The sequence below is a fragment of the Croceicoccus sp. Ery5 genome (assembly GCF_020985325.1).
Taxonomy (GTDB): domain Bacteria; phylum Pseudomonadota; class Alphaproteobacteria; order Sphingomonadales; family Sphingomonadaceae; genus Croceicoccus.
In genome coordinates, this window is sequence record NZ_CP087587.1 from 678,214 (window position 1) to 701,895 (window position 23,682).

Sequence of the window (23,682 nt, forward strand, 5' to 3'; positions counted from 1 at the left end):
AACAACAATATGGCGGGAAATTCTTGTATATACAAAAAAACGGTTGACCGTTCCTCATGTGACTGTTTCATTACCGCCGGAATTCAGGCCAAGGGAGGCAACCACATGCATTTCAAGACTATCCTGCTCACTGGTAGCGCACTTGCAGCAGCGGTTGCTGCACCTGCTCAGGCGCAGGATGGCGCCGCCCTGACCGAGGCCGTTTCGGAGGAATCCGGGCAGATCATCGTCACCGGATCGCGCATTCGTCGTGCCGATATCGAGGGCGTGGGCCCCACGACGGTCGTAACGGCCGAGGAAATCGAGAACACCGGTATCGTCAATGTCGAGACGCTGCTGCAACGCCTTCCGGCCAACGCCGGTCAGGCCGGCAACCAGACCGCTGCCTATTGGACGGGCAACGGCTGGGGCACTTCGCAGGTCAACCTGCGCGGCCTTGGCATCAAGCGTACGCTGGTGCTGTTGAATGGCCGCCGGCTTGTCGCTGGCGGCACCGGGGCCAACTCATCGCCTGATCTCAATATGATCCCCGTTAACATGCTGGCCCGCACCGAAGTGCTGAAGGACGGCGCATCGGCCGTTTACGGCGCGGATGCCGTGGCTGGCGTGGTCAACCTCATCACGCGGACGGATTTCGAAGGCATTACCGCGGGCGGACGCTATGGCATCACCGACGAGGGTGATGGCGGCGATCTCACGCTTGACTTCATGGGCGGCCTGCGCGGAGAGCGCGGCGGTGTCATGGTGGCGGCCAGCTACCAAAATACAGACCCGATCAATATGGCGACCCGCGCGCCGTGCGGCCTTTCAGAATCGAATGGGCAGCTGGTGTGCCGTAACAGTGCATCCACGATCGGGGGGCGTGCAGCATTGCCGGATGGCACGCAGATCAATTTCAATCAGGAACTCGGCGGCGACGGCGACTTCTATGAGCCGTACAGTGCGGCAAAGCACAACTATAATGGCAACCCCGCGCTTAATGCCGTAAATCCGATCGAACGTTACAGCATCGCGGCATTCGCCGATTGGGAGCTGACCGATTCCATTCAGGTATTCGGTGAGTTCCTCTATACGAAGCGTGACACCAACCAGATCGCTACTCCCGGTACGCTGCGCAATATCGCGATCGCGGCGGACAACCCGATCAACCCCACCGGCGAAGACATCCTGCTGGTTCAGCGTCGTCTGGCCGAGGCCGGACCTCGCCAGTTCTTCCAAGATACGAAAACCTTTCAGGGTACGGGCGGTTTCCGTGGCGATTTGTCCAGCGCGTGGAGCTGGGAAGTTGCTGCGACATGGGGGCGCAATACGGCGAAGGAAGGTCAGACCAATGTCGCCAATCTTGAGAATGTCGGCCTTGCTCTAGACCCGGATACTTGCGGCACCGGCGGCATCCCTTGTGCGGATATCCTTGGATACGGCGATCTGACGCCTGACGTGCTCGACTATCTGCTCTTCACCTCGGTCGGAACCGGTGGCAACGAACTCTTCTCGGTCACCGCTGACATCACTGGCGAACTCTTCCAGCTGCCCGCAGGCTCGGTCGGCTTCGCGTCGGGTGTTACCTATCGCAAGGAGAAAGGCTGGCGTAATCCCGATCCGCTGACGGTGGCAGGCATTGCGAACACCAACCAGCAGGATCCGATTTCAGGCTCGATCAGTGCGAAGGAAGCCTACGCCGAGGTGTCGATCCCCGTCCTCGCTGACGCGCCCTTTGCAGAGGCTTTCACAATCGACGGCGCGCTGCGCTTGTCGGATTACGACCTTTTCGGCACAGACTGGAACTACAAGCTGGGCGCGGATTGGGAAATCACCGGTGGCCTGCGCCTGCGTGCAACCTATGGCACCGGCTTCCGCGTTCCCAATGTCCCTGAACTGTTCAGCGGGGTTTCCGAGGGCAATCTGACGACAACCGATCCGTGCAGCGGTTACAGCACCAGTGGAAACGCGACGCTGATTGCCAATTGTCAGGCATCGGGCGTTCCTGCCGGATATGTCCAACTGGGCAACACCGTGCTTACGACCACCGGCGGCAACCCCGATCTGCAGCCTGAAAGCTCGACCACCTGGACGTTGGGCGCAGTGTTTCAGCCACGTGGCATCGTTCCGGGCCTGACGCTGACGGCGGACTGGTTCGACATCGACATCGAGGACGCTATCCGGACCATCCCCGGATCGACCAAGCTGGCTGTCTGCTATGCGAGCGAAAATCTCAGCAGCCAGTTCTGCGACGATTTTACGCGCAGTTCACTGACTGGGGAAGTGACCTATCTGCAGGCGCAGTCGGTTAACGCGGGTCTCGAGAAGATGAGCGGGCTCGATCTGGGTATGATTTACGACCGTTCGATTGGCGATTTCCAGGTTTCGCTCAATCTCAACGTTACCTGGCTCAACGAATATGTTGTCTATCCGTTCGAGGGCGGCGACCCAATCCATTTTGATGGATACATCGGCGGCGGCAATGGCGGCTATCCGGACTGGCGCGGATATGGCGTATTGTCGGTGGCCAACGGCCCGGTGATCGGCACATGGTCCACCCAGTGGATTGGCTCGGCAACCGACTTCAATGCTGATCCGGGTGACATCGGCTATGAGACGCCCGACGTGTTCTATCACAATGCTCAGATCGCCTTCGAAGTGAACGATGCAACCCGCTTCTCGATCGGCGTTGACAACATCTTCGACCGCAAGGCTCCTTATATCCAGAGCTACACGGATGCGAACACCGACACGATGACCTACGATCTGATGGGCCGGAGGTTCTACCTCGGCATCCGCACCGGTTTCTGATCGGTCGGGTTGGAAAATATAATGAAGATCCGTTGGCCACTATTTGTCCGTCGCCTGCATAAGTGGCTGGCGCTGGTTATTGGCCTGCAGGTGGTGTTGTGGACGGCGACCGGTTTCTACATGGTCGTCGTCCATATCGACCGGATTCATGGCGATCACCTCGTCAAGACGGTTGAGCGACCTGCTCTGGACCTTTCATCTGTCGTCGCACCCGGCGCAGTTCTTGCGGCTGTGCCGGATGCAACCGACATACGCAGTACAACCCTTTTGGATCGCCCGGTATGGCGCGTGACAAATTCCGAGGGCACCCAGCTGTTCGACGCAGCAAGCGGAGAGCGGCTGGAGCAAATCGATGCGAACCAGGCGGAAGCCATTGCGCGCAGCCTGTACACTTCCAATGATGACGTGAAGTCCGTCGCCTTGCTGACCGAGGCCCCAATCGAAATGCAAGGTCGCGAACCGCCATACTGGCAGGTCACTTTCGATCGGTGGGACAGTCCCACCCTCTATATTTCCCCCGAATCCGGCGAGCTTATTTCACGGCGCCATTCCCTCTGGCGGATCTTCGACTTCGCCTGGATGCTGCACATCATGGATTATGACGACCGCAGCGATGTGAATAATCTACTGCTGCGCACCAGCACGTGGCTCGCGACTGCCATGGCGGTCAGCGGCGCATGGCTGCTGATCTGGGCCTTTCCCCGCCGCCGCAAAAGGAAGAAAAGCGCATGAAGCGTATAAGGTTCACGCCCCTGTTCTTCCGGCGCGTCCACAAATGGGTGGGTTTGGTGCTGGGCATCCAATTCCTTCTTTGGTCGCTGAGCGGCGCGATGATGGCGTTTGTCGATATGGAAGACGTCCGTGCGCAGCCGCCGGTTTTCTCCCATCCGATCGTCGCTGAAGGGTTACTGGATCCCGACCAGTTGGGTTTGGGCAAATTGGCTGGATCGATCCGCCTGCACATGTCGGATGGGCGGCCGATCTATGAAATTGCCGAGAACGGCGTAGTCCGTCTCTTGGACGGCAGAAGCGGCGATGCCATCGTGGTCGACGAAGCGCTTATCCGGCAGCGCGCCGGACTGATCGATGGCGCCCCCGTTCGGTCAGTATCCCTGCTCGATGCTGCCAATCTGGAGGCACGCGAGTTCGACGGGCCCATGTGGCGTGTAGACTTCAATGATGCTGAAAATACCAGCGCCTATTTCAGTGCGGACACCGGCCAGTTTCTTGTGGCTCGCGGAGATGGCTGGCGACTGTGGGACTTCTTCTGGATGCTCCACAACATGGATTACATGAACAGGACCAGCTTCAATCACCCGCTGATTATCGCGGTGGCCTTTGGCGTCCTGTTCCTGTCTGGCACCGGCTTCTACCTCCTTTTCAAATCATTCAACCGTCGCGACTTCAAATGGCTCAAGCGAACAAGCCCGATGAAGTCCAAACCACCTCTGACCTCCGCCGGTTAAGCTCAAGCTGCCCCGACGATTACGTATGATTTCAAATTTCCAACTGGAGGGTTCGATTAATGAGACTTGCTGCACTACTTCTGCTTGGCGCGACCATTCCGCTTGCTGCCTGCAATACCGCTGAAGAAGCCCCGACCGAAGAGGCGGGTCACACCCACGGCGAAGGCGGCCACACGCATGATGTCGACGCCGTTGCCGAAGGCGATATCAAGGACGCGGAACTCGTCGCTGCCACCGATATCTCGCCCGAGTATCTTCAGCTGGCAACCAATGTCGAAGTCATCCCCAGCCTTGAGGCGGCCGTAAAATCGCCGGCTACGGTCATGACCCACGAGGGCCTGTTCGGTCCGCTGCTGTTCGCTGAAGAAACGCGTGCGTTCTTTATCGAGCTTCAGCCCGGCATGTTCCTGGCCGAACATCCACATCCCATCGGCAGCATCGTCTATACCGTTCGCGGCAAGTGGGTTCTGGCCAGCGAAGGCAAGCGCCAAGTGATGGAAGAGGGTTCGCTGTTCCGTTTCGGCGACGGCATGCCCACCGGATGGGAAGCACCGTTCAACGAGCCGGCCCTGTTGCTGATCGTGAAGCCGAAGGGTGAGTCCACCGACTACAAGGTCTTCAACGAAGGCATCAAGGACATGCAGCAGACGGTCGAAGCCGACCGCCAGAAGGGCGGCGCCTATTACTACGATGTGCTCGAAGAAGATCACCCCGCGATCAAGTTCGCGCGCAGCGTGAATCCCGAGTTCGATTCCGTCCTCGCACAGATCGACTGATTGGGGGGATCGAGGATAATGAATGGCAGAACGATCTGTTCCGCCGCCCTCCTGGCTCTCGCGCTTTGCGGCGCGGGAGCCAGCCCTGCGGCGGCTGAAACGACTGAGAGCGCAGCCACTTCACCGGTTTCGTGGAGCATGGCTGAAGGCGTGGATGTCGCCGCCATCAATTCAGACCTGGTTGCAGGTCGTCCGACGGTGGATATCGGCATCTATATTCCGTCTAACTTCGACGAGGGGTTCGAGAAGGTTACCTTGCCCTCGATGATGGAAGCGTTTCAGGCAGCCAAGGAGATTTATGCTCCGACGGGCGTGCAACTGAACCTGCTGTTCGTGAAGACGGGCGAGATCGACGAACGCTTTCTCGCCATCCAATCGAACGAGATTCCGCGCATCCCTGACACGGAATACGTCAATTCCTACGTGGCTTCGAAGCGTCACCCTTCCGAAATGACGGATATGGCGAAGGAAGCGTTTGAGAGCATTATCGAGCCGGACGTTGCCAATTCGCGCACCGTCTATCTCGTTGCGCTTCAGGACGTGATCTTCCCGTTCCTGGAAGTGGCCGAGGGCCGGAACTGGACGGTAAAGATGGTGCGGACGGGCGGGCTTTCCTTCCCGACATATTCCTATCACGACACGCTTCCTGAGCGTCTGCGCGGGATCATCAGCATCACCAATCTTTCGACTCCGAGCCGCCGTCGCCGGACGATTGCCCATGAAATCGGGCACAAGGTGATGAACGTCAGCCACGAGTACAAAACCACCAATCCGGCGCATGAAATCTACGCCGAAGGCGGGCTGATGCTTTACGGCGCTGGTGAGGATATTCCTTCGGGCGAGGAAGGCCGCTGGCACCTTGAACGGCTGCTGATGTCGCCGTTCGTTTATCGCCTCGACGAGCAGGGTCGGAAGCAGTGGAACCCGGACTATAAGGAAGGCGGGCACTACTACGATCCGCTGTATGGCGAAAAGGTCGTGCACTTCCCCGGCGTTTCCGAGATGGATCCCGACTGGTAAGGTTCTGGCAACGCTGAACAATGTCCGCTCTGGCCACAATTGGTAGAGCTGAGACGATGTTCAGCGTTGCAACGTTTGAACAGGCACCATAAGCTTAACCCTCATGCGCACTGCTCTTGGCCTTCTTCTTGCAGTTTTGATGCTCGTATCCCACGGCGGATTTTCGGGCGCGATGCCGCATGTGGACCATTCGCATGAGCATGGGCATGAACATTCCGAAGCGGGCCATCATCTGCCCGCTTCAGATCACGCCGTAGCAGAAGCCGACCACCCAGTGGTCTCGCAGATGGCTGCGGCTGACGCTGCAAAAAGTGACGAACCAGCTTCCCATCCCGCACCACACGGCCACGCGGTTCTAGGCATGCCGGAACCCGGAGCGCACTTCGCTCCTGTTGACTATGCAGGGACCCTTCCCGTGCCTTTGCCCGCTGCTCCCCTCGTGGGCACCAGTTCGGCACCTCTCACCCAGCCACCCTTAGCCTGATCTTTCCTTCTTCACGCCCGGAATCCGTCCGGTGCGTCTGTTTCGGAAAGTTCAGGAGTTTCCATAATGAACGCGATTACGCGTGCCGCTTTGCTGGCGGTCACGTTTCTGTCTACCAGTGCCGTTCAGGCACAGGAGTTGACACTTGAAGAGGCCATCCGCGCATCAATCGCCGGCTCGCCACAAGTCGAGGCGACGGCTGCGACCATCGAAGGCCTCAACGCCGCGCGCGATGCTGCCGATACCGGTCCTGCCCCCACCATCGAGGGTACCGTCGAGAATATCGGCACGGCCGGATTCGACCAGTTCCAGGTGGATGCGACCTATCACCAACAGCTCGAACGCGGCAGCAAACGTCAGGCGCGCATCCGGCTAGCCGAGGGCGAGATCGGGATCGCGCAGGCCGAGGCGCTGATCCGGCGGCTCGACCTCGCGCAGGACGTGCAGGAGCTTTATGTAGAGGCGCAGGCCGCGGCGTTGAACATCGAACTGGCGAAGAGCCGGGTCGAGATTGCTGAAACGCTGCGCAAGGAAGTCCAGCGCCGCGTCGACGAGGCCCGCGATCCGCTGTTTGCCGGAACCCGCGCAAGGACTGAGCTGGCCGAGGCTGAGGTCGATCTTGAACTGGCCGAGCATGCGCGGGATGCGGCCAAAGCACGTCTGGCCCTGCTGACCGGAATTGATGCCGCGAATGCCGAGATCGCGTCGGAGGGGTTTCTGAACATGTCCTCCCCCGTCGGGGCCGGTTCGGACCTCAGCTCCGTCGACCTCGCTCTGTTCGAGGCTAGGCGTCAGCGGGCCGACGCCAATTTTCGTCTTCAAGAGGCCAATGGCTCCACCGATCCCACCCTATTCGCGGGCCCGCGCTATATCGGCACCGGCGATGTCGCGGTGGTAGCCGGCGTTTCATTACCCCTTGCCAACCGCGCGCTGAACAGGGCCAACATGGAGCGCGCAGCAGCCGAGCAGCGGCAGGTCGAAGCCGACCTTGCCGTCGAACGCTATCAGCGCCGGCGCGACCTCGCCCTTGCGGTCGAGCGGGTGGAGGAAGCCCGGCACGAGGCCGAAGCGATCCGGGACAAGGTCGTCCCCGGCGCGGAGCAGACGCTGAAGGAAGTGCGCGCAGGCTATAGTCGCGGTGGCTTCACCTTCCTCGATGTCTCGGCCGCGCAGACCGCTTTGCACGCTGCCCGCGTCCGCTTCGTGGATGCTTTGACCGAATATCATTTTGCCAGGATCGAACTGGACCGGCTGACCGGCCGGTTTGCGGGTCTTGTTGGGGGTAACTGACCATGCGCAAGTTTCATCTGATTTCCGCCCTGCTGCTGGCCGCGCCCCTGATGGCTTGCGGCGAAAGCGCCGAAACGCCGACCGAAGCCGAAGGCGAAGCAACCGCCGCCGATTACGAGCGCGGACCGCATAATGGCCGTATGCTGCGTGACGAGGGTTTCGCCATCGAGGTGACCGTGTTCGAGGACGGCGTGCCGCCCGAATATCGCCTCTATGCCTATCGCGACGACAAGCCTGTCGAGCCGCAAGAGGTGCAGGCACGCGTCACGATCAAGCGCCTTGACGGCGAGGTGACGACCTTCAGCTTCAAGCCGCAGGACGATTTCCTGCGCGGACAGGCCACGCTGGTCGAACCACACAGTTTCGACGTGTCGGTGGCGGCGAGCGAAGGTGGCCGCAACCACCAATGGGATTTCGCATCCTATGAAGGCCGCGCGACCATTTCCGATGCCGCGGCGCAGGCCGCCGGGATCACGACCGAAACCGTCGGCCCGCAACAGGTGGGGGAGACCGTCGAACTGATCGGCAGGGTCGAGATCGACCCGTCGGGTAGCGCCGAAGTGGGCGCCAAGTTTCCCGGCCCGGTCGTCTCGGTTCACAGGAACGTCGGCGATGCAGTGGCCAAGGGCACGCTACTCGCCAAGGTTGAGAGCAGCTATTCGCTCCAGACCTATTCGATCTATGCGCCGATTGCGGGCGTGATCACCCAGCGCAACGCCAATGTCGGCACGATCGCGGGGGAAAGCCCGCTGTTCGTGATCGCTAACCCCTCGCGCACCGTGGCGACCTTCCCGGTATTCCCGCGTGACATGGAAAAGATCCGATCCGGCCAGCCGGTGCAGATCAGCGGGCTTGAAGGGCAGCGTTCGCAGGGCAGCACGATCCGCGATTTCCTGCCGCTGGCTGACATGAGCAGCCAGTCGATCACCGCGCGCGCATCCTTGCCCAATCGCGATGAATACTGGCGTCCCGGCATGGCGGTGCGCGGGATGGTCACCATCGACCAGCGCACCGTGCCCTTGGCCGTGCGCACCGATGCGATCCAGCAGTTCCGCGATTTCCGCGTCGTTTTCGCCAAGATCGGCGAGACTTACGAGGTGCGTATGCTCGAACTGGGGCAGGAGGGGCCGGAGTGGACCGAAGTGCTGGGCGGCATCAAGCCGGGCACCGTCTACGCGGCTGAGAACAGCTATGTGATCAAGGCGGACATCGAGAAGTCCGGCGCGAGCCATGACCATTAAGGGGCGCGCGGATCATGCTTGAGAAAATCATAGAGCTGTCGATCCGGCAGCGCATCGCCGTGCTGGTGGCCGTGCTTTTGCTGGCGGCGCTGGGCATCTGGAACTTCGGGCGGCTGAAAATCGATGCCGTGCCAGACATCACCAATGTGCAGGTGCAGATCAACACCTCCGCACCCGGCTTCTCTCCGCTGGAGGCGGAGCAGCGCATCACCTTTCCGGTCGAGACCGCCATCGCGGGGCTGCCGGGGCTGGAATACACCCGCTCGGTCTCTCGCTATGGCCTGTCGCAGGTCACGGTCGTGTTCGAGGACGGGACCGACATCTATTTCGCGCGCCAGCTGGTGAACGAGCGGCTTCAGGCCGTGCGGTCGAACCTGCCCGAGGCGGTCGAGCCTGAACTTGGCCCCATCGCTACCGGCCTTGGCGAGATCTTCATGTATACGATCGAGGCCGAGCCGGGGGCGGTGAAGCCCGATGGCACGCAATATACCGCGCAGGACTTGCGCACGCTGCATGACTGGGTTGTCAGGCCGCAATTGCGCACCGTGCCGGGTGTGACCGAGGTCAATTCGGTTGGCGGGTATCGCAAGGAATATGTCGTCTCGCCGCTGCCCGAACGGCTCGCCGGTTTCGGCATCACGGCGCAAGACGTCATCTCTGCACTCGAAAAGAACAACGCCAATGTCGGTGCCGGTTATGTCGAACGGTCGGGTTCGCAGTTCCTGATCCGCGTGCCCGGTCAGGCCGAGAGCGAGCGCGATCTTGCGGGCATCATCGTCGCGTGGCGCAATGGCGTGCCGGTGCGCATCGCCGATGTTGCCGACGTTTCCATCGGCTCCGAAATCCGCAGCGGCGCAGCCACCAAGGACGGGCAGGAAGTCGTGCTGGGCACGATCTATATGCTGGTGGGAGAGAATGCCCGCGACGTCAGCGTGGCGGTCGCCGAGCGTCTGGAAGAGGTCAATCGCTCGCTCCCCGGCGGTGTGATCGCGAACACTGTCTATGACCGGTCGAAGCTGGTCGAGGCGACCGTCGGCACGGTCGAGAAGAACCTGGCCGAAGGGGCGATGTTGGTCATCGTCGTGCTCTTCGTGCTGCTGGGCAATATACGCGCGGCGCTGATCACGGCGGCGGTCATTCCGCTGTCGTTCCTCCTCACCATCACCGGCATGGTCGAGAGCGATGTGTCGGGCAATCTGATGAGCCTTGGCGCATTGGACTTCGGCCTGATTGTCGATGGCGCGGTTATCATCGTCGAGAACTGCCTCAGCCGTTTCGGGCAGGCGCAACATTCGCTGGGACGTCTGCTCAATCGTGACGAGCGGTTCAGGCTCGCCGCCAGCGCCTCTGCCGAGGTGATCAAGCCGAGCCTGTTCGGCATCCTCATCATCACCATCGTCTATGTCCCGATCTTCGCGCTGGAGGGCGTGGAAGGAAAAACGTTCCATCCCATGGCGCTCACCGTGGTGATGGCGCTGACCGCGGCGCTGATCCTTTCGCTGACCTTCGTGCCCGCCGCGGTCGCCACCTTCGTGACAGGCCGGGTCGAGGAGAAGGAGAACCGGGTGATGCGCGTGGCGAAGTCGCGCTATGTCCCCTTGCTCGACTGGGCGATCCGGCAGCGCAAGCTTGTATTGGCAGGGGCGGCGGCGCTGGTCGTGCTGTCGGGGCTTGCGGCAACGCGTCTGGGGTCGGAGTTCATTCCCAACCTCGACGAGGGCGATGTTGCCATGCACGCGCTGCGCATTCCGGGCACCAGCCTGTCGCAGGCAATCTCGATGCAATCGGCGGTGGAGGACGCGATCAAAACCTTCCCCGAAGTAGACAAGGTCTTTGCCAAGATCGGCACCGCCGATGTGGCGACCGATCCGGTGCCGCCATCGGTCGCCGATACCTTCATCATTATGAAGCCGCGCAGCGAGTGGCCCGATCCGAGGAAGCCCAAGGTGCAGCTGGTGGCCGAATTGAACGAGGCAGTGCAGAAGGTGCCCGGCTCGCGCTATGAGTTCATTCAGCCGATCCAGATGCGCTTCAACGAGCTGATCGCGGGCGTGCGCGCCGATGTGGCGATCAAGGTCTATGGCGACGACCTCGACCAGCTTGCCGCCACCGCCGCCGAGATCGAGGGTGTCGTCACATCAATCGAAGGATCGGAGGATGCGCAGACCGAGCAGGTGACCGGGCTTCCCTTCATTCAGGTGGTGCCGGACAGGGTGCGGCTGACCCAGCTTGGGCTCAACGTCGATGATGTGCAGACCGTGGTCTCTACCGCCATTGGCGGCGCGCCTGCGGGGCAGATTTTCGAAGGTGACCGGCGCTTCAATATCGTCGTTCGCCTGCCGGAGGATCTGCGCGAGAACGCACAGGTTCTCGAACGCCTGCCGATCCCGTTGCCCGGTGGCGGTTCGGTGCCAGTTGCCGAGGTTGCCAGCATCGAGCGGATCGAAGGCCCGAACCAGATCAGCCGCGAGGACGGCAAGCGCCGCGCGGTCGTCACGACCAATGTGCGCGGACGCGATCTGGGCTCCTTCATCGCCGAATTGCGCGAGAAGGTGGACGCCCAAGTCGAGCTGCCCGAAGGCTACTGGATCGACTACGGCGGCACGTTCGAGCAGCTGCAGTCCGCGGCCACGCGCCTTCAGATCGTCGTGCCGCTGGCACTGGCGCTGATCTTCGGCCTGCTGGTCGCGCTGTTCCGCTCGGCCCGCGATGCGGCGGTGGTGTTCTCCGGCGTGCCGCTGGCGCTGACCGGCGGGGTCGCGGCGCTGCTGCTGCGGGGCATTCCGTTCTCGATCTCGGCAGGCGTGGGTTTCATCGCGCTGTCGGGTGTGGCGGTGCTGAACGGCGTGGTGATGCTCACCTTCATCCGCCAGCTGATGGACGAGGGTAAACCACTGGAGGAAGCCGTGCGCGAAGGCGCGCTGGCGCGCCTTCGCCCGGTGCTCATGACGGCGCTGGTCGCCAGCCTCGGCTTCGTGCCCATGGCGCTCAACGTCGGCCTTGGGTCAGAGGTGCAGCGACCGCTGGCGACCGTGGTGATCGGAGGAATCATTTCCTCGACCATCCTGACCCTGCTGGTGCTGCCGGCCCTTTATCGCTTGGTACGAGGGCGCGACGCGGAACCTGCCGCCACTTCATCATCCGAAACGGCCGAGTTCCCGGCCAGCTAAACTTTCATCTCGTACCCAAATTCAAACGGAGATTTGATTGATGCAAATACCCATACTCAGCAGGGTAAACGATGTCAGAGGACGATATCTGTTCGCCGCCATAGTGATGCTGTTGCTGCTATGCTCTGGCGTCGATGCATGGGCCCATAATGTCGCGGAAGGCGACAAGGGCTATATTCAGGAAACGAGCGGCATCCAGATCCTGCCGTTCATCTATCTGGGCGCGAAGCACATGGTGACGGGCTATGATCACCTGCTGTTCCTGTTCGGCGTGATCTTCTTCCTCTATCGCCTGAAGGACGTTGGCATTTACGTGACACTGTTTGCCATCGGGCATTCGACCACGCTGCTGTTCGGTGTGCTGACCGGGATTTCGGCCAATGCCTATCTGATCGACGCGATCATCGGCCTGTCGGTCGTTTACAAGGCTCTCGACAATCTGGGCGCATTCCAGCGCTGGTTCGGATTTCAGCCGAACACAAAGATCGCCACGCTGGTCTTCGGCTTCTTTCACGGCTTCGGCCTCGCCACCAAGATCATCGAATTCGAGATCGCGCAGGATGGTCTCATTCCCAACCTTCTCGCGTTCAATGTCGGCGTTGAAATGGGCCAGTTGCTGGCTCTCGGCGCGATCCTCATCATCATGGGATATTGGCGCAAGACCACCAGCTTCATGCGGCATGCGTTTGCCGCAAATACCCTCCTCATGACCGCCGGCCTGATTCTCGCGGGCTATCAGCTCGTCGGCTACGCCGTCGCCTAGTTCAGAATTTTTCGGAGAAGTTTGATGTTCAATTCACAGCGCCCTTCGGCGGACGATCTGCCAACTACCAACCAGCTGCTGCGTGCGTCGGCGTTTGCTTTTGTCGCCGCAGGAGCGATCCTGGTTACGGTTGTCCTGCCGGCTGAATATGCCATCGATCCTACCGGTGTCGGCAAGGCCCTTGGCTTCACCCAGATGGGCGAAATCAAGGAGCAGCTTGCACAAGAAGCCGCAGCGGACGCGCTTTTGGCTGAGGCTACCGTTGCCCCTGCCAGCTCAGCGCCAGCGGCCGGCGTTGAACCGGCAACTGTCGGCAGCCGTTCCGATGTTACGGAACTGACGCTTGCTCCCGGCCAGGCGGCTGAAATCAAGGCGTCCATGGCCAAGGATGCGAGTATGGCGTTCGAATGGTCGACCGCCGGTGGTGCCGTCAATTTCGACACCCATGCAGATGCGCCGGGCATCGACTACCACGGCTATGGCAAGGGCAGGAACTCGACAGGCGAGGAAGGCACTCTGGTTGCTGCGTTTGACGGAAAGCACGGCTGGTATTGGCGCAACCGTTCGGCAAGCACCGTCACCATCACGCTTCGCACCGACGGAGCATACAGCGACATCAGCAAGGTGCTCTGACCGGCGCGTACGGTGCATCACCACACGGTCGGGGCCGGATCATCCGGTCCCGGCAGTCGTTTCCGTTCGAGAGGAATTTGTGATGCTTGCGATCTTGCGCCACCGGACATACCGCCATTTGTTTCTGGCGCAGGTCATCGCCCTTGCGGGGACAGGGCTTGCCACGGTTGCGCTGGGCCTGCTTGCCTATGACATTGCTGGTGCCGATGCGGGTGCGGTCCTCGGTACGGCGCTCGCCATCAAAATGATCGCCTATATCAGTATAGCGCCGTTGGTCGGCGCTTATGCCGATCGTCTCCCTCGCAAGGGATTGCTGGTCGCGATGGACTTGATGCGGGCCGCTGTCGCGCTGGTCTTGCCGTTCGTGGATGCCATCTGGCAGATTTACGTACTGATCTTCCTGCTTCAGTCGGCGTCCGCGGCGTTCACCCCTACGTTTCAAGCGACGATCCCCGAAATCCTGCCGGATGAAGAGGAATATACGAACGCGCTTTCTCTATCGCGTCTGGCCTATGATCTCGAGAGCCTGCTGAGCCCGATGCTGGCCGCAGCGCTTCTGACCGTGATCAGCTTTCATTGGCTGTTCGGCGGCACCGCCATTGGATTTTTCACCTCGGCCGCGTTAGTCGTCACGACTTCGCTGCCACACCGGCGTGTCGTGACAAGGGCAGTAGAGGGGGCGTGGCACAAAGCCACGCGAGGCGCGCGCATATATTTGAAGACACCGCGCCTGGTCGGCCTGCTGGCAGTCACACTGGCCGCAGCTGCGGGCAGCGCCATGGTCATCGTCAACACCGTGGTGATCGTGAAGGGGATGGGGCGTTCGCAAGAGGATGTCGCGTTGGCACTGGCGGCCTATGGCGGCGGATCGATGATGGCCGCCCTCTTTTTGCCACGCGCCCTCAAGACGATGAGCGAACGATCCGCAATGCTTGCCGGAGCCGCGGTCCTCTCGGCAGTGCTATTGGCTTTCGGTTTGGGGCTGTCTCGACTTTCTTCGCATAGCCTGTGGCCGTTCCTGCTAGCCGGCTGGCTGGTGATGGGCTTTGCCTATGCGTTATGCGTCACTCCCGGTGGACGGTTGTTACGAAGTTCGTCACGCGATGAGGATCGGCCACCATTGTTTGCTGCCCAATTCGCACTGAGCCACGTCTGCTGGTTGGTCGCCTATCCGGTCGCGGGCCAGATCGGCGCGCATTTCGGAATGACGGCGGCATTCCTGCTGCTTGCCGCAATCGCAGGGATCGGGTTGGTGCTTGGTTTCCGGCTTTGGCCGGTCCGTGATCAGAGCGATCTGCCTCACGAACATCCGGAACTTGCGGCGGGGCATCCGCACCTATTGGAACATGGTGAGACCGAACATCGGCATGATTTCGTCATCGACGATCTGCATAGCAGTTGGCCGGGCAGGGTTTGATAGCCATCCGGCATTTTGATTGCGAGCCGCGAACACACGCGCTCCCGTTCACGCTTCCCTGACAATCAAATCGTTGCTAGCCTTGCCAAGCGGGATATCGCAACCTCCCGGTCAGGCCATGTGCCCAAGAGTTGCCTCGTCACCGTGCCCCTTGGCGCGGTCCTTGTTGCGAGGTGCCTGTGACCGACCCTAGTGCTTACCATCCTTCTTTCCGAGAGGCGCTTCGCGTCTATATGCGGATTGGATTGCTCAGCTTTGGCGGTCCGGCAGGCCAGATCGCGCTGATGCATCGCGAGCTGGTCGAGGAGCGTGGATGGGTCAGCGAAGCCGATTACCTCCACGCACTCAACATCTGCCACCTTTTGCCCGGACCGGAGGCGCAGCAACTCGCAACCTGGATCGGATGGCGGCTACACGGATGGCGCGGTGGGCTCTCCGCGGGACTGCTCTTTGTGATCCCCGGAGCGATTGTAATCCTGCTGCTGTCGATGCTCTATGCTGTGGCGGCGAACCTCGACTGGTTCGCTGCATTGTTCATCGGGGTGAAGGCAGCCGTTCTGGCGATTGTTCTCCAAGCATTGCTACGCATCGCGGGGCGGGCACTTGATACGGGGTTCAAGCGGATCGTCGCTGTCACCGCGTTTGTCGCGCTTGCTATGCTGGCACTTCCGTTCCCACTGGTGGTGCTCGGCGCAGGCGGGATCGGAATGATCGTCGTAAAACTCCGGCCCGATTGGCTCGCACTCAAGCAGGGCACCGCCTACGCTGACGTTGGGCCTCGCCCGTGGCGCGAAACCCTCGTCTCGGTCGCGATCTGGGGGACGATCTGGGCACTGCCGATGGTGGTGATCGCGCTTACCTTGGGGCGTGGCCACGTGCTGTGGGACATCGGCGCGTTCTTCTCGAAGCTTGCCGTGGTCACCTTCGGCGGCGCCTATGCTGTGCTCGCCTATATGGCACAGGAAGCGGTGCAAGGCTTCGGCTGGTTACGACCAGGCGAGATGGCTGACGGGCTCGGTCTGGCCGAAACGACGCCGGGGCCACTAATTATGGTCACGCAATTCGTCGGCTATCTCGCCGCCTATCGCACCCCTGAGCCGTTTTCACCGGTGGTCGCCGGATTGCTCGGCGCAGGATTGACGACATGGGTGACATTTGCGCCATGCTTCCTGTGGATCTTCGCGCTGGCCCCGTGGATCGACCGGCTGGGCAATGTGGCGCGATTGAAGGGCGGACTTGCCACGGTGACGGCGGCGGTGGTGGGCGTGATTGCCAATCTCAGCCTGTGGTTCGCCCTACACGTGCTGTTCGCACGCGTTGACGATATCCAGATCGGTCCGCTGCACCTCCAATTGCCTGAGTGGACCAGTTTCGACTGGCGCGCTGGCCTGCTGGCAGCGATGGCACTTCTTCTGGTATTCGCCTTGCACTGGCCGGTAATCCGCGTCCTCGCTGTGTGCGCGGGGATCGGACTGCTGATCGAAGTCCTTTCTTGAGGAGCCGATCATGGAAGATCTGACAAGGCGAGGTGCAATTGGAACGGCAATCCTCGGTGCGGCGGGAACCGCATTGGCCGGGAAGTCGCAAGCGCAATCAGTGTCGCCGACGCTGGTCCCTGCCTTTGCGGGCAATCACAAGCCGAAGCCACTGCGTTTCGATCCGGCGAAGCTGCCGAGTCTCTCGGAGAAGCTGATCCTGTCGCACTGGGAGAACAACTACCAAGGCTCGGTCAAGGGCCTGAACGCGGTCGAAACCCGCCTTGCGGCGGCAATGGCGGACAAGGATTTCCCCAACGTCATCTACTCGGGTTTGAAGCGCGAGGAATTGCACCGCACCGGTTCGGTTGTGCTGCACGAACTATATTTCGACGCACTTGGCGGCAACGGGAAGGCGGCAGGCAGCATACGCGATGCGCTTGCCGCTGCGTTTGGCAGCTTTGACGCATGGGAGGCGGAGTTCCGTAGAACCGCACTGTCGCTCGCGGGCGGATCGGGTTGGTGCGTGCTCACTTGGAACCGGCACACCCGCTCGCTCCACAATTACTGGGCCTGGGACCATATGCATGGCGCGGTAACTAGCGCACCGCTCATCACACTCGATATGTATGAGCACAGCTATCATATGGATTACGGGACGCAGGCGGCCAAATATATCGATGCGTTCATGGCCAACCTCGACTGGGAGGTGATCGATGCGCGCTTTCGTGCTGCCATCGGCTGACTTGGCGCATAGCGTGTGCGGGCATGGCAATTGGTAGCCAGCCGATTTTGCGAGCAAGCGGTCAGCTCGCCGACATTAGTCATAAGAGCAAAGTTGGCCAGATCAGGGCGCTCGGTTGACTAATCAGGTAGCATAGGAATGTCTGCTATCCTATACTTACCTCCTAAAACCTGCCCTTCCGGATCGTCCGACATTGCTGACGCTTTATTTCGCAGATCTCAGCGACTTTATTCACCATCATCATTCGCCATCGACGCGCTCAACGTCCGATTAGTCTGGTGGAAAAAATGCCCATCTGAAGGGGCCACCATTCTGATTTGAGATCTTATGGGGGGTCGTTTCGACAACTTATGGGCGCCGCGACACAGGCCCTGACTGCCAGCGCCGCATTGCTGGCAAGCTGGTCGGCGCGCTCGTTCTCGGGGTGGCCGTCGTGCCCTTTCACCCAGTGCCAGTCGATCCGGTGCGGGCGTGTGGCATCCAGCAGTTCGCGCCACAGATCCTCGTTCAGAACGGGCTTCTTCGCGGCGGTCTTCCAGCCCTTCTTCTGCCAGCCGAACACCCATTTGGTGATGCCGTCGATCACATATTTGCTGTCGGTATACAGCTCGACATGGCAGGGCCGTTTCAGCGCCGACAGGGCGCGGATTACCGCGGTCAGCTCCATGCGGTTGTTCGTCGTATCGGCTTCGGAGCCCGACATTTCCCGTTCGGTCGATCCCTTGCGCAGGATCGCGCCCCAGCCGCCGGGACCGGGATTGCCCTTGCACGCGCCATCGGTGAAAATCTGCACTTCAGCCATGATCAGTCCAGCGCATCGAAAATGGATGCGCCCTGCCGGCGATAGAACTCATGCCGGCGCAGGAAGGCGAGCGGGTCCTTGCGTGTGACCAGCGCGTCGGCAGGCGTGTTCAGCCGGTCGAAGGCGCGGGTCAGCAGAAAGCGCAGGCAGCCCGCCTGGGCCAGCGCGGGCAGGGCAGCGCGTTCGGCTTCACCGGGGACGCGGACCGAACGATAGCCCGCCAGCAGTGCATCGCCGACCGAACGGTCAAAGCTGCGGCCATCGGGCGCGAAGCTCCATGCCGCATGGGTAACCGCAATGTCATAGGCCATCGGGCCGGTGCAGGCGAAGTAGAAGTCGATCATGCCCGATACGTCATTGCCGACCAGCAGCACGTTATCGGGAAACAGGTCGGCATGGATGGTCGAAACTGGCAGCGCATCGGGCCAGCGGGCGATGGCGGAATCGACCAGTTCGGGAACTTGCTCCAGCGCGGGATCGATCTCTCCCCACCGGCCCGCGCAATCGCGGACGAAGCCGCGCCACGCGTCGGGGCCCATGCCATCGGCACGGGTCTGCGCGAAATCGTGCCCCGCCAGATGCACCTGCGCCAGTGCCGCGCCCACCGCATGGGCCTGTGCCGGGCTGGGATCGTCGGCGCTGACGCCGGGCAGGAATTCGATCAGCGCGAGCATTTTTTCGCCCTGCGGCGTGTCGATCGTGCGCCATGCCGCGCCGTTCCGGTCGTGAATAGTGCGCGGGACCGGGCAGCCTGCCGCCGCCAGATGGTCGAGCAGGTTCAGGAAAAAGGGCAAGTCGCGCGTGTCGGTGCGTTCTTCGTAAACGGTCAGGATAAAGCGCCCCGCATCGGGCGTGCCGCGCGTCTCCACCAGCCAGTTGCTGTTCGACACGCCCTCGGCAATGCCCTTGGCGGATACCAGCTCGCCCACGCCGAATTCTGCGACCAGCGCGGCCATGTCCTCGCTGTTGATGCGGGTATAGACGGCCATGAACGCGTCAGTCGGTCAGCTGGCGGGGCAGCTTGAAGATCATGTTTTCCTCGGCCGTGGTCACGACCTGCTCTTCCACACAGCGGAATTGCGACAGCCGCCCGATCACTTCGCGCACCAGCACTTCGGGCGCGCTGGCGCCGGCGGTCAGGCCTATGGCACCGACACCGTGAAGCCATCCCTCCTCGATATCCTCGCCCCGCTGGATCAGGCGGGCAGTGGTGCCGAGGCGTTCGGCAACCTCTACCAGCCGGAGCGAGTTGGACGAATTCGCGCCGCCGATGACCAGAACCAGATCGACCTGCGGGGCCAGTACCTTGACCGCCGACTGGCGGTTCGACGTGGCATAGCAGATATCCTCGGCCTTGGGCCCGACGATCTGGGGGAAACGCGCCTTCAGCGCCTCCAGAATGGCGTGCGTATCGTCCACCGACAAAGTGGTCTGCGTCAGAAAGGCAAGCTCTGCACCGGGGGCGAATTCCAGCTTTGCCACATCCTCGACCGTTTCCACCAAGGTCATGTCGCCTTCGGGAACCTGTCCGAATGTGCCGATCACCTCGGGATGGCCCGCATGGCCGACGAAGACGATATGGCGGCCTGCCTCGACCTGCCGTTCGGCCTGCCGGTGCACCTTGCTGACCAGCGGGCAAGTCGCGTCGAGATAGTCGAGGCCGCGCTGTTCGGCATGGGCAGGGACCGATTTCGGCACGCCGTGGGCGGAAAACACCACGGGCACGCCGTCGGGCACTTCGTCCAGCTCTTCGACGAAGATCGCGCCCTTGGCCTTCAGGCTGTCGACGACATAGCGGTTATGCACGATCTCGTGCCGGACATAGACGGGCGCGCCATATTTCTCGAGGCTGCGCTCCACGATTTCGATCGCGCGGTCCACGCCTGCGCAAAAGCCGCGCGGCGCGGCCAGCAGCACCAGCAGGGGAGGGCGCGCATCGGTATCGGGTGCGTCGGCGTTCACGGCATGGGCCGTGTCGATATGCGGGGTGTCCATGACACAGGCCTTTAGCGCCCCGATGGGCCGCGCGTAAAGCCGCGGTAAAGGTTGCCATCGCCAGAGAGTTCGGGGTCTAACCTGCGCGCGGCGTTGCCCTTGGGCATGGCTGCGGCTAGGGCAGGCAGGATTATTGCAAAGGCGGCCCGCCATGGCCGCCCGAATTCAAGGCAAAAGGTTTCGCCGCCGATGAACATTGTGTCCCGCCGTTCTGCCCGTTTCGCCTTGCTGGTCGGGGGTGCCGCCGCGCTGTCCGCCTGTTCGGGCGAGGGCGATCTGGTCATTCAGGAAGGCGTGGGCGTGACCGCCGTGCGTTCGCGCTGTCCGGCAGTGGGCATTCCCGCCTATACCGGCGATATTACGACATTCGCGCAGGCAAACGATACATCGCTGGCGTCGATGGACGTGGCCGCGACGATGACCAATCTGCGCGCGACCTGCGACGATTCGGGCGCGAAGATCTATTCCGAAGCCAGCTTCGACGTGCTGGCCACCCGCCGTGACGCCAGCACCGCGCGCAGTGTGGAGCTGCCGTTTTTCGTGACCGTTCTGCAGGGCGGTAATACGGTGCAGTCGAAACGCGTGGGGACGGTGACGGTGAATTTCGCTGCCGGACAGGACCGCGCGCAAGTGACAGGCAAGGGCGGCGCGTTCATCGACGCCGCCGCCGCGACCCTGCCCGAGGATATCCGCGAGCGCATCACCCGCAAGCGCCGTCCGGGCGACCCCGATGCGGCACTGGACCCGCTGGCCGACCCCGAGGTGAAGGCCGCCGTTGCCCGTTCGACATTCGAGGTTCTGGTCGGCTTCCAGCTGACCGAGGCACAGCTGGCGTATAACGCGACGCGTTGATTTTCCGGCCGTGCCGAAACCTGTTGCAAGTCGATAGGCAGGACGGCCGAGGCGGCACCAGCCCACTCCCCCACCCGACCACCCAACGATCGTACCCTATGGGTGGTCGGGTGGGGGAGTGGGCTGGTGCCGGGCGCAGGCGTTGCGTAGCAATGCCGGATAGTCGCCAAAAGACTCTCCTTCCCACTCGTCCGATTCCCCGCTAGTCGCGCGGCCATGAGCACGCAGACGACTGACAAGACCCTCACCATCCACGCCGCCATTTCCGCCGCGGTGGACAAGGCCCTCGATGTATTGGAGGCGGCGGGCAGCCTGCCGGCCGGTCTCGATCGCGGCAATGTGACGGTAGAGCCGCCGCGCGATCCCGCGCATGGCGATCTGGCGACCAATGCCGCCATGGTGCTTGCCAAACCCGCCAGGACCAATCCGCGCGGCCTGGCCGAGGGGCTGGCCGCCGAATTGTCGAAGGAAGCCAATATCGCCGCGGCCGAAATCGCGGGGCCGGGCTTTATCAATCTGCGGATCGCGCCCAGCGCATGGGAAGCCGAGCTGGATGCGATTGCCGTGCTGGGCAATGCCTATGGCCGCAGTGCGATGGGGGCGGGGCAGACGGTGAATGTCGAATATGTTTCGGCCAACCCCACCGGACCGATGCATATGGGCCATTGTCGCGGCGCGGTGGTCGGCGATTCGCTGTCCGACCTGCTGGAATTCGCCGGTTTTGCCGTGATCCGCGAATATTACGTCAATGATGCCGGATCGCAGGTGCAGACATTGGGCCGGTCGGCGCATCTGCGTTACCGCGAAGCGCTGGGTGACGACATCGGCGAGATTCCCGAAGGGTTCTATCCGGGCGATTATCTGAAGCCCATCGGTGCGAAGCTGGCCGAGGAATTCGGCGCGCAATACAAGGACGCGCCCGAAAGCGAATGGCTCGACCTGTTCCGCACCCGTGCGGTCGATGCGATGATGGACATGATCCGTGCCGATCTTGCCATGCTGGGCATCCATCACGACCTGTTCTCGTCGGAAGCGAAATTGCAGGCCGAGGGCAAGCCGGAGGCTGCCGAAGCGTTCCTGCGCGAAAAGGGCCTCGTTTATGACGGCCTGCTCGAAGCGCCCAAGGGCAAGACGCCCGAAGACTGGGAGCCGGTGGAACTGCCGCTGTTCCGTTCGACCCAATTTGGCGACGATCAGGATCGGCCGATCAAAAAGTCCGACGGCACATGGACCTATTTCGGGGCCGACATGGCCTATCACTTCCAAAAGGCGCAGGGCGCGGATGCGCTGATCGACATCTGGGGCGCGGACCATGCGGGCACGGTCAAGCGGATCAAGGCCGCCGTCGCGGCACTGACTGGCGCGGAATATGGCGAACCAAAGCCCTTCGACGTAAAGCTGGTGCAGATGGTGCAACTGCTGCGCGATGGCGAACCGGTGAAGATGTCCAAGCGTTCGGGCAATTTCATCACCATTGCCGACATGGTCGAGGAAGTGGGCAAGGACGTGGTGCGTTTCACCATGCTGACCCGCAAGCCCGAAGCGCAAATGGATTTCGACTTTGCCAAGGTGGTCGAAGCGTCAAAGGATAACCCTGTATTCTATGTCCAGTATGCCCATGCCCGCATCGCATCGGTGCTGCGCAAGGCGGCAGAAGCGGGGCTGGCCGACACGGCGGAAGCGGCGCGAGTCCAGAGCTGGGGCAATGAGGGCATCCTGCACACCGACGAACAGGTGCTGATGAAACAGGCCGCGCAATTCCCGCGCGTGGTCGAACAGGCGGCCCGCGCGCGCGAACCGCATCGCATCGCCTTTTTTCTGATGGATCTGGCGGCTGCGTTTCATGCGCTGTGGAATCAGGGCAATGACGATCCGGCCCGTCGCTTTATCGTGGAAGACGATATGGTAAACACGGGCGTGCGCCTGTATCTTGCGGCGCAAATCGGGCAGGTTATCCGCAACGGCCTCTCGATTCTGGGGGTTGAGGCAGCGGAGCGGCTTTAAGAGATGATACCACAGGTCAGCCATGGCGGTGACGGCGAGGCGCAGCTTGCGCTCGACGAGACCGACCTGCGGCTGCCCTGGCTGGAACCGGCGGACGAGGATGGCGACGAAGGGCTGGACTGGCCCCGCATCGGCAAGTTCGCGGGCGGCGTGGCCGGTTTCGTCCTGCTGTCGGCACTGGCGATCTGGCTGCTGCGCGACTGGCAACTGGCCCCGCCCGAAGGCGACGGTTCGGTGATCGCCGCGCCTGACACTCCGTATAAGGTGCGGCCCGAAAATCCGGGCGGCAAGACTTTCGCGGGTACCGGCGACACCAGTTACAAGGTGGGCGAGGGGATCGAGCGCGAGGCGCGGATCGCCCAGAAAAAGCCCGATCCTGTGCCCGTCGCGCCGCCAGCGGCCAAGGCGGCCGAAGCAGCGCCAAAGCCGGCGCCGGCGCCGGCGCCTGCGCCGCAAATATCGGGCGTGGGGGTGCAGGTCGGCGCCTATTCGACCGAGGCAGCGGCGCAAAAAGGGTGGCAGACGCTGACCCAGCGTTACCAGCGGCTGGGCGATTTCAACCGGCGAATCGTCGAGGGGCGGGCCGATATCGGCACCGTGTTCCGGCTGCAGGCGGTGACGGGCGATGCGTCGTCCGCCAATGCCCTGTGTTCCGAGCTGAAGGCCAATGGCATCGAGTGTCAGGTAAAGCGCTGATTTGGGGATAAGGGGCGCGGTCCCGCCCCCGAAACTTGCGCATTTGCGCGATTTCCGCGAATC

General features: G+C 61.9%; 19 protein-coding genes. 16 read left to right on the forward strand and 3 right to left on the reverse strand.

What is annotated here, in order from left to right:
• Positions 1 to 9: 9 nt before the first annotated feature.
• From LOZ74_RS03245 to LOZ74_RS03305, 13 genes are all read left to right on the forward strand, one after another.
• Entirely contained in the window at positions 10 to 2,790 is a 2,781-nt protein-coding gene (locus tag LOZ74_RS03245) for a TonB-dependent receptor domain-containing protein (protein WP_230292876.1), read from the forward strand.
• A gap of 21 nt (positions 2,791 to 2,811) precedes the next feature.
• A complete protein-coding gene (locus LOZ74_RS03250) occupies positions 2,812 to 3,522 on the forward strand; it encodes a PepSY domain-containing protein (protein WP_230292877.1) in 711 nt (236 codons plus the stop codon).
• The gene (locus tag LOZ74_RS03255; protein WP_230292878.1) at positions 3,468 to 4,256 is read left to right on the forward strand and encodes a PepSY domain-containing protein; all 789 of its coding nucleotides are present in this window, start codon (positions 3,468 to 3,470) and stop codon (positions 4,254 to 4,256) included. The genes LOZ74_RS03250 and LOZ74_RS03255 overlap by 55 nt, the downstream gene beginning before the upstream one ends.
• Before the next feature lie 59 nt (positions 4,257 to 4,315).
• Entirely contained in the window at positions 4,316 to 5,032 is a 717-nt protein-coding gene (locus LOZ74_RS03260; RefSeq protein ID WP_230292879.1) for a cupin domain-containing protein, read from the forward strand.
• 18 nt (positions 5,033 to 5,050) lie between these two features.
• Positions 5,051 to 6,052, forward strand: a complete 1,002-nt coding sequence (locus LOZ74_RS03265; RefSeq protein ID WP_230292880.1) for an ImmA/IrrE family metallo-endopeptidase — start codon at positions 5,051 to 5,053, stop codon at positions 6,050 to 6,052.
• 550 nt (positions 6,053 to 6,602) lie between these two features.
• The gene (locus LOZ74_RS03270; RefSeq protein WP_230292881.1) at positions 6,603 to 7,826 is read left to right on the forward strand and encodes a TolC family protein; all 1,224 of its coding nucleotides are present in this window, start codon (positions 6,603 to 6,605) and stop codon (positions 7,824 to 7,826) included.
• Between the two features lie 2 nt (positions 7,827 to 7,828).
• The gene (locus tag LOZ74_RS03275; RefSeq protein WP_230292882.1) at positions 7,829 to 9,067 is read left to right on the forward strand and encodes an efflux RND transporter periplasmic adaptor subunit; all 1,239 of its coding nucleotides are present in this window, start codon (positions 7,829 to 7,831) and stop codon (positions 9,065 to 9,067) included.
• A gap of 14 nt (positions 9,068 to 9,081) precedes the next feature.
• Entirely contained in the window at positions 9,082 to 12,237 is a 3,156-nt protein-coding gene (locus LOZ74_RS03280; protein ID WP_230292883.1) for an efflux RND transporter permease subunit, read from the forward strand.
• A gap of 106 nt (positions 12,238 to 12,343) precedes the next feature.
• Positions 12,344 to 13,000 (forward strand): HupE/UreJ family protein, encoded by a 657-nt coding sequence (locus tag LOZ74_RS03285; protein ID WP_230293798.1) that lies wholly within the window; start codon positions 12,344 to 12,346, stop codon positions 12,998 to 13,000.
• Between the two features lie 24 nt (positions 13,001 to 13,024).
• The gene (locus tag LOZ74_RS03290) at positions 13,025 to 13,633 is read left to right on the forward strand and encodes a transmembrane anchor protein (RefSeq protein ID WP_230292884.1); all 609 of its coding nucleotides are present in this window, start codon (positions 13,025 to 13,027) and stop codon (positions 13,631 to 13,633) included.
• A gap of 82 nt (positions 13,634 to 13,715) precedes the next feature.
• Complete coding sequence (locus LOZ74_RS03295; RefSeq protein ID WP_230292885.1) at positions 13,716 to 15,050, forward strand: MFS transporter; 1,335 nt, start codon at positions 13,716 to 13,718, stop codon at positions 15,048 to 15,050.
• A gap of 233 nt (positions 15,051 to 15,283) precedes the next feature.
• On the forward strand, positions 15,284 to 16,546 hold the full coding sequence (gene chrA, locus LOZ74_RS03300; RefSeq protein ID WP_230292886.1) for a chromate efflux transporter: 1,263 nt from the start codon (positions 15,284 to 15,286) through the stop codon (positions 16,544 to 16,546).
• Between the two features lie 10 nt (positions 16,547 to 16,556).
• Complete coding sequence (locus tag LOZ74_RS03305; protein WP_230292887.1) at positions 16,557 to 17,270, forward strand: superoxide dismutase; 714 nt, start codon at positions 16,557 to 16,559, stop codon at positions 17,268 to 17,270.
• 325 nt (positions 17,271 to 17,595) lie between these two features.
• Here LOZ74_RS03305 and rnhA read toward each other — a convergent pair whose 3' ends face one another.
• The 3 genes from rnhA to ispH are packed head-to-tail and all read right to left on the reverse strand — an operon-like array spanning position 17,596 to position 20,067.
• Positions 17,596 to 18,072, reverse strand: coding sequence for a ribonuclease HI (gene rnhA / locus LOZ74_RS03310; protein WP_230292888.1), 477 nt, complete (start codon positions 18,070 to 18,072; stop codon positions 17,596 to 17,598).
• Positions 18,073 to 18,074: 2 nt separating this feature from the next.
• Positions 18,075 to 19,061 (reverse strand): homoserine kinase, encoded by a 987-nt coding sequence (locus tag LOZ74_RS03315; RefSeq protein ID WP_230292889.1) that lies wholly within the window; start codon positions 19,059 to 19,061, stop codon positions 18,075 to 18,077.
• A 7-nt stretch (positions 19,062 to 19,068) separates the two neighbouring features.
• Positions 19,069 to 20,067, reverse strand: coding sequence for a 4-hydroxy-3-methylbut-2-enyl diphosphate reductase (ispH, locus tag LOZ74_RS03320; RefSeq protein WP_230292890.1), 999 nt, complete (start codon positions 20,065 to 20,067; stop codon positions 19,069 to 19,071).
• Positions 20,068 to 20,256: 189 nt separating this feature from the next.
• Between ispH and LOZ74_RS03325 the strand changes: the two genes are divergently transcribed.
• The 3 genes from LOZ74_RS03325 (at position 20,257) to LOZ74_RS03335 (ending at position 23,619) form a co-directional block, all read left to right on the forward strand.
• On the forward strand, positions 20,257 to 20,919 hold the full coding sequence (locus tag LOZ74_RS03325) for a hypothetical protein (protein WP_230292891.1): 663 nt from the start codon (positions 20,257 to 20,259) through the stop codon (positions 20,917 to 20,919).
• 216 nt (positions 20,920 to 21,135) lie between these two features.
• A complete protein-coding gene (gene argS, locus LOZ74_RS03330) occupies positions 21,136 to 22,923 on the forward strand; it encodes an arginine--tRNA ligase (protein WP_230292892.1) in 1,788 nt (595 codons plus the stop codon).
• A 3-nt stretch (positions 22,924 to 22,926) separates the two neighbouring features.
• Positions 22,927 to 23,619, forward strand: coding sequence for an SPOR domain-containing protein (locus LOZ74_RS03335; RefSeq protein ID WP_230292893.1), 693 nt, complete (start codon positions 22,927 to 22,929; stop codon positions 23,617 to 23,619).
• The last annotated feature ends 63 nt before the right edge of the window (positions 23,620 to 23,682 follow it).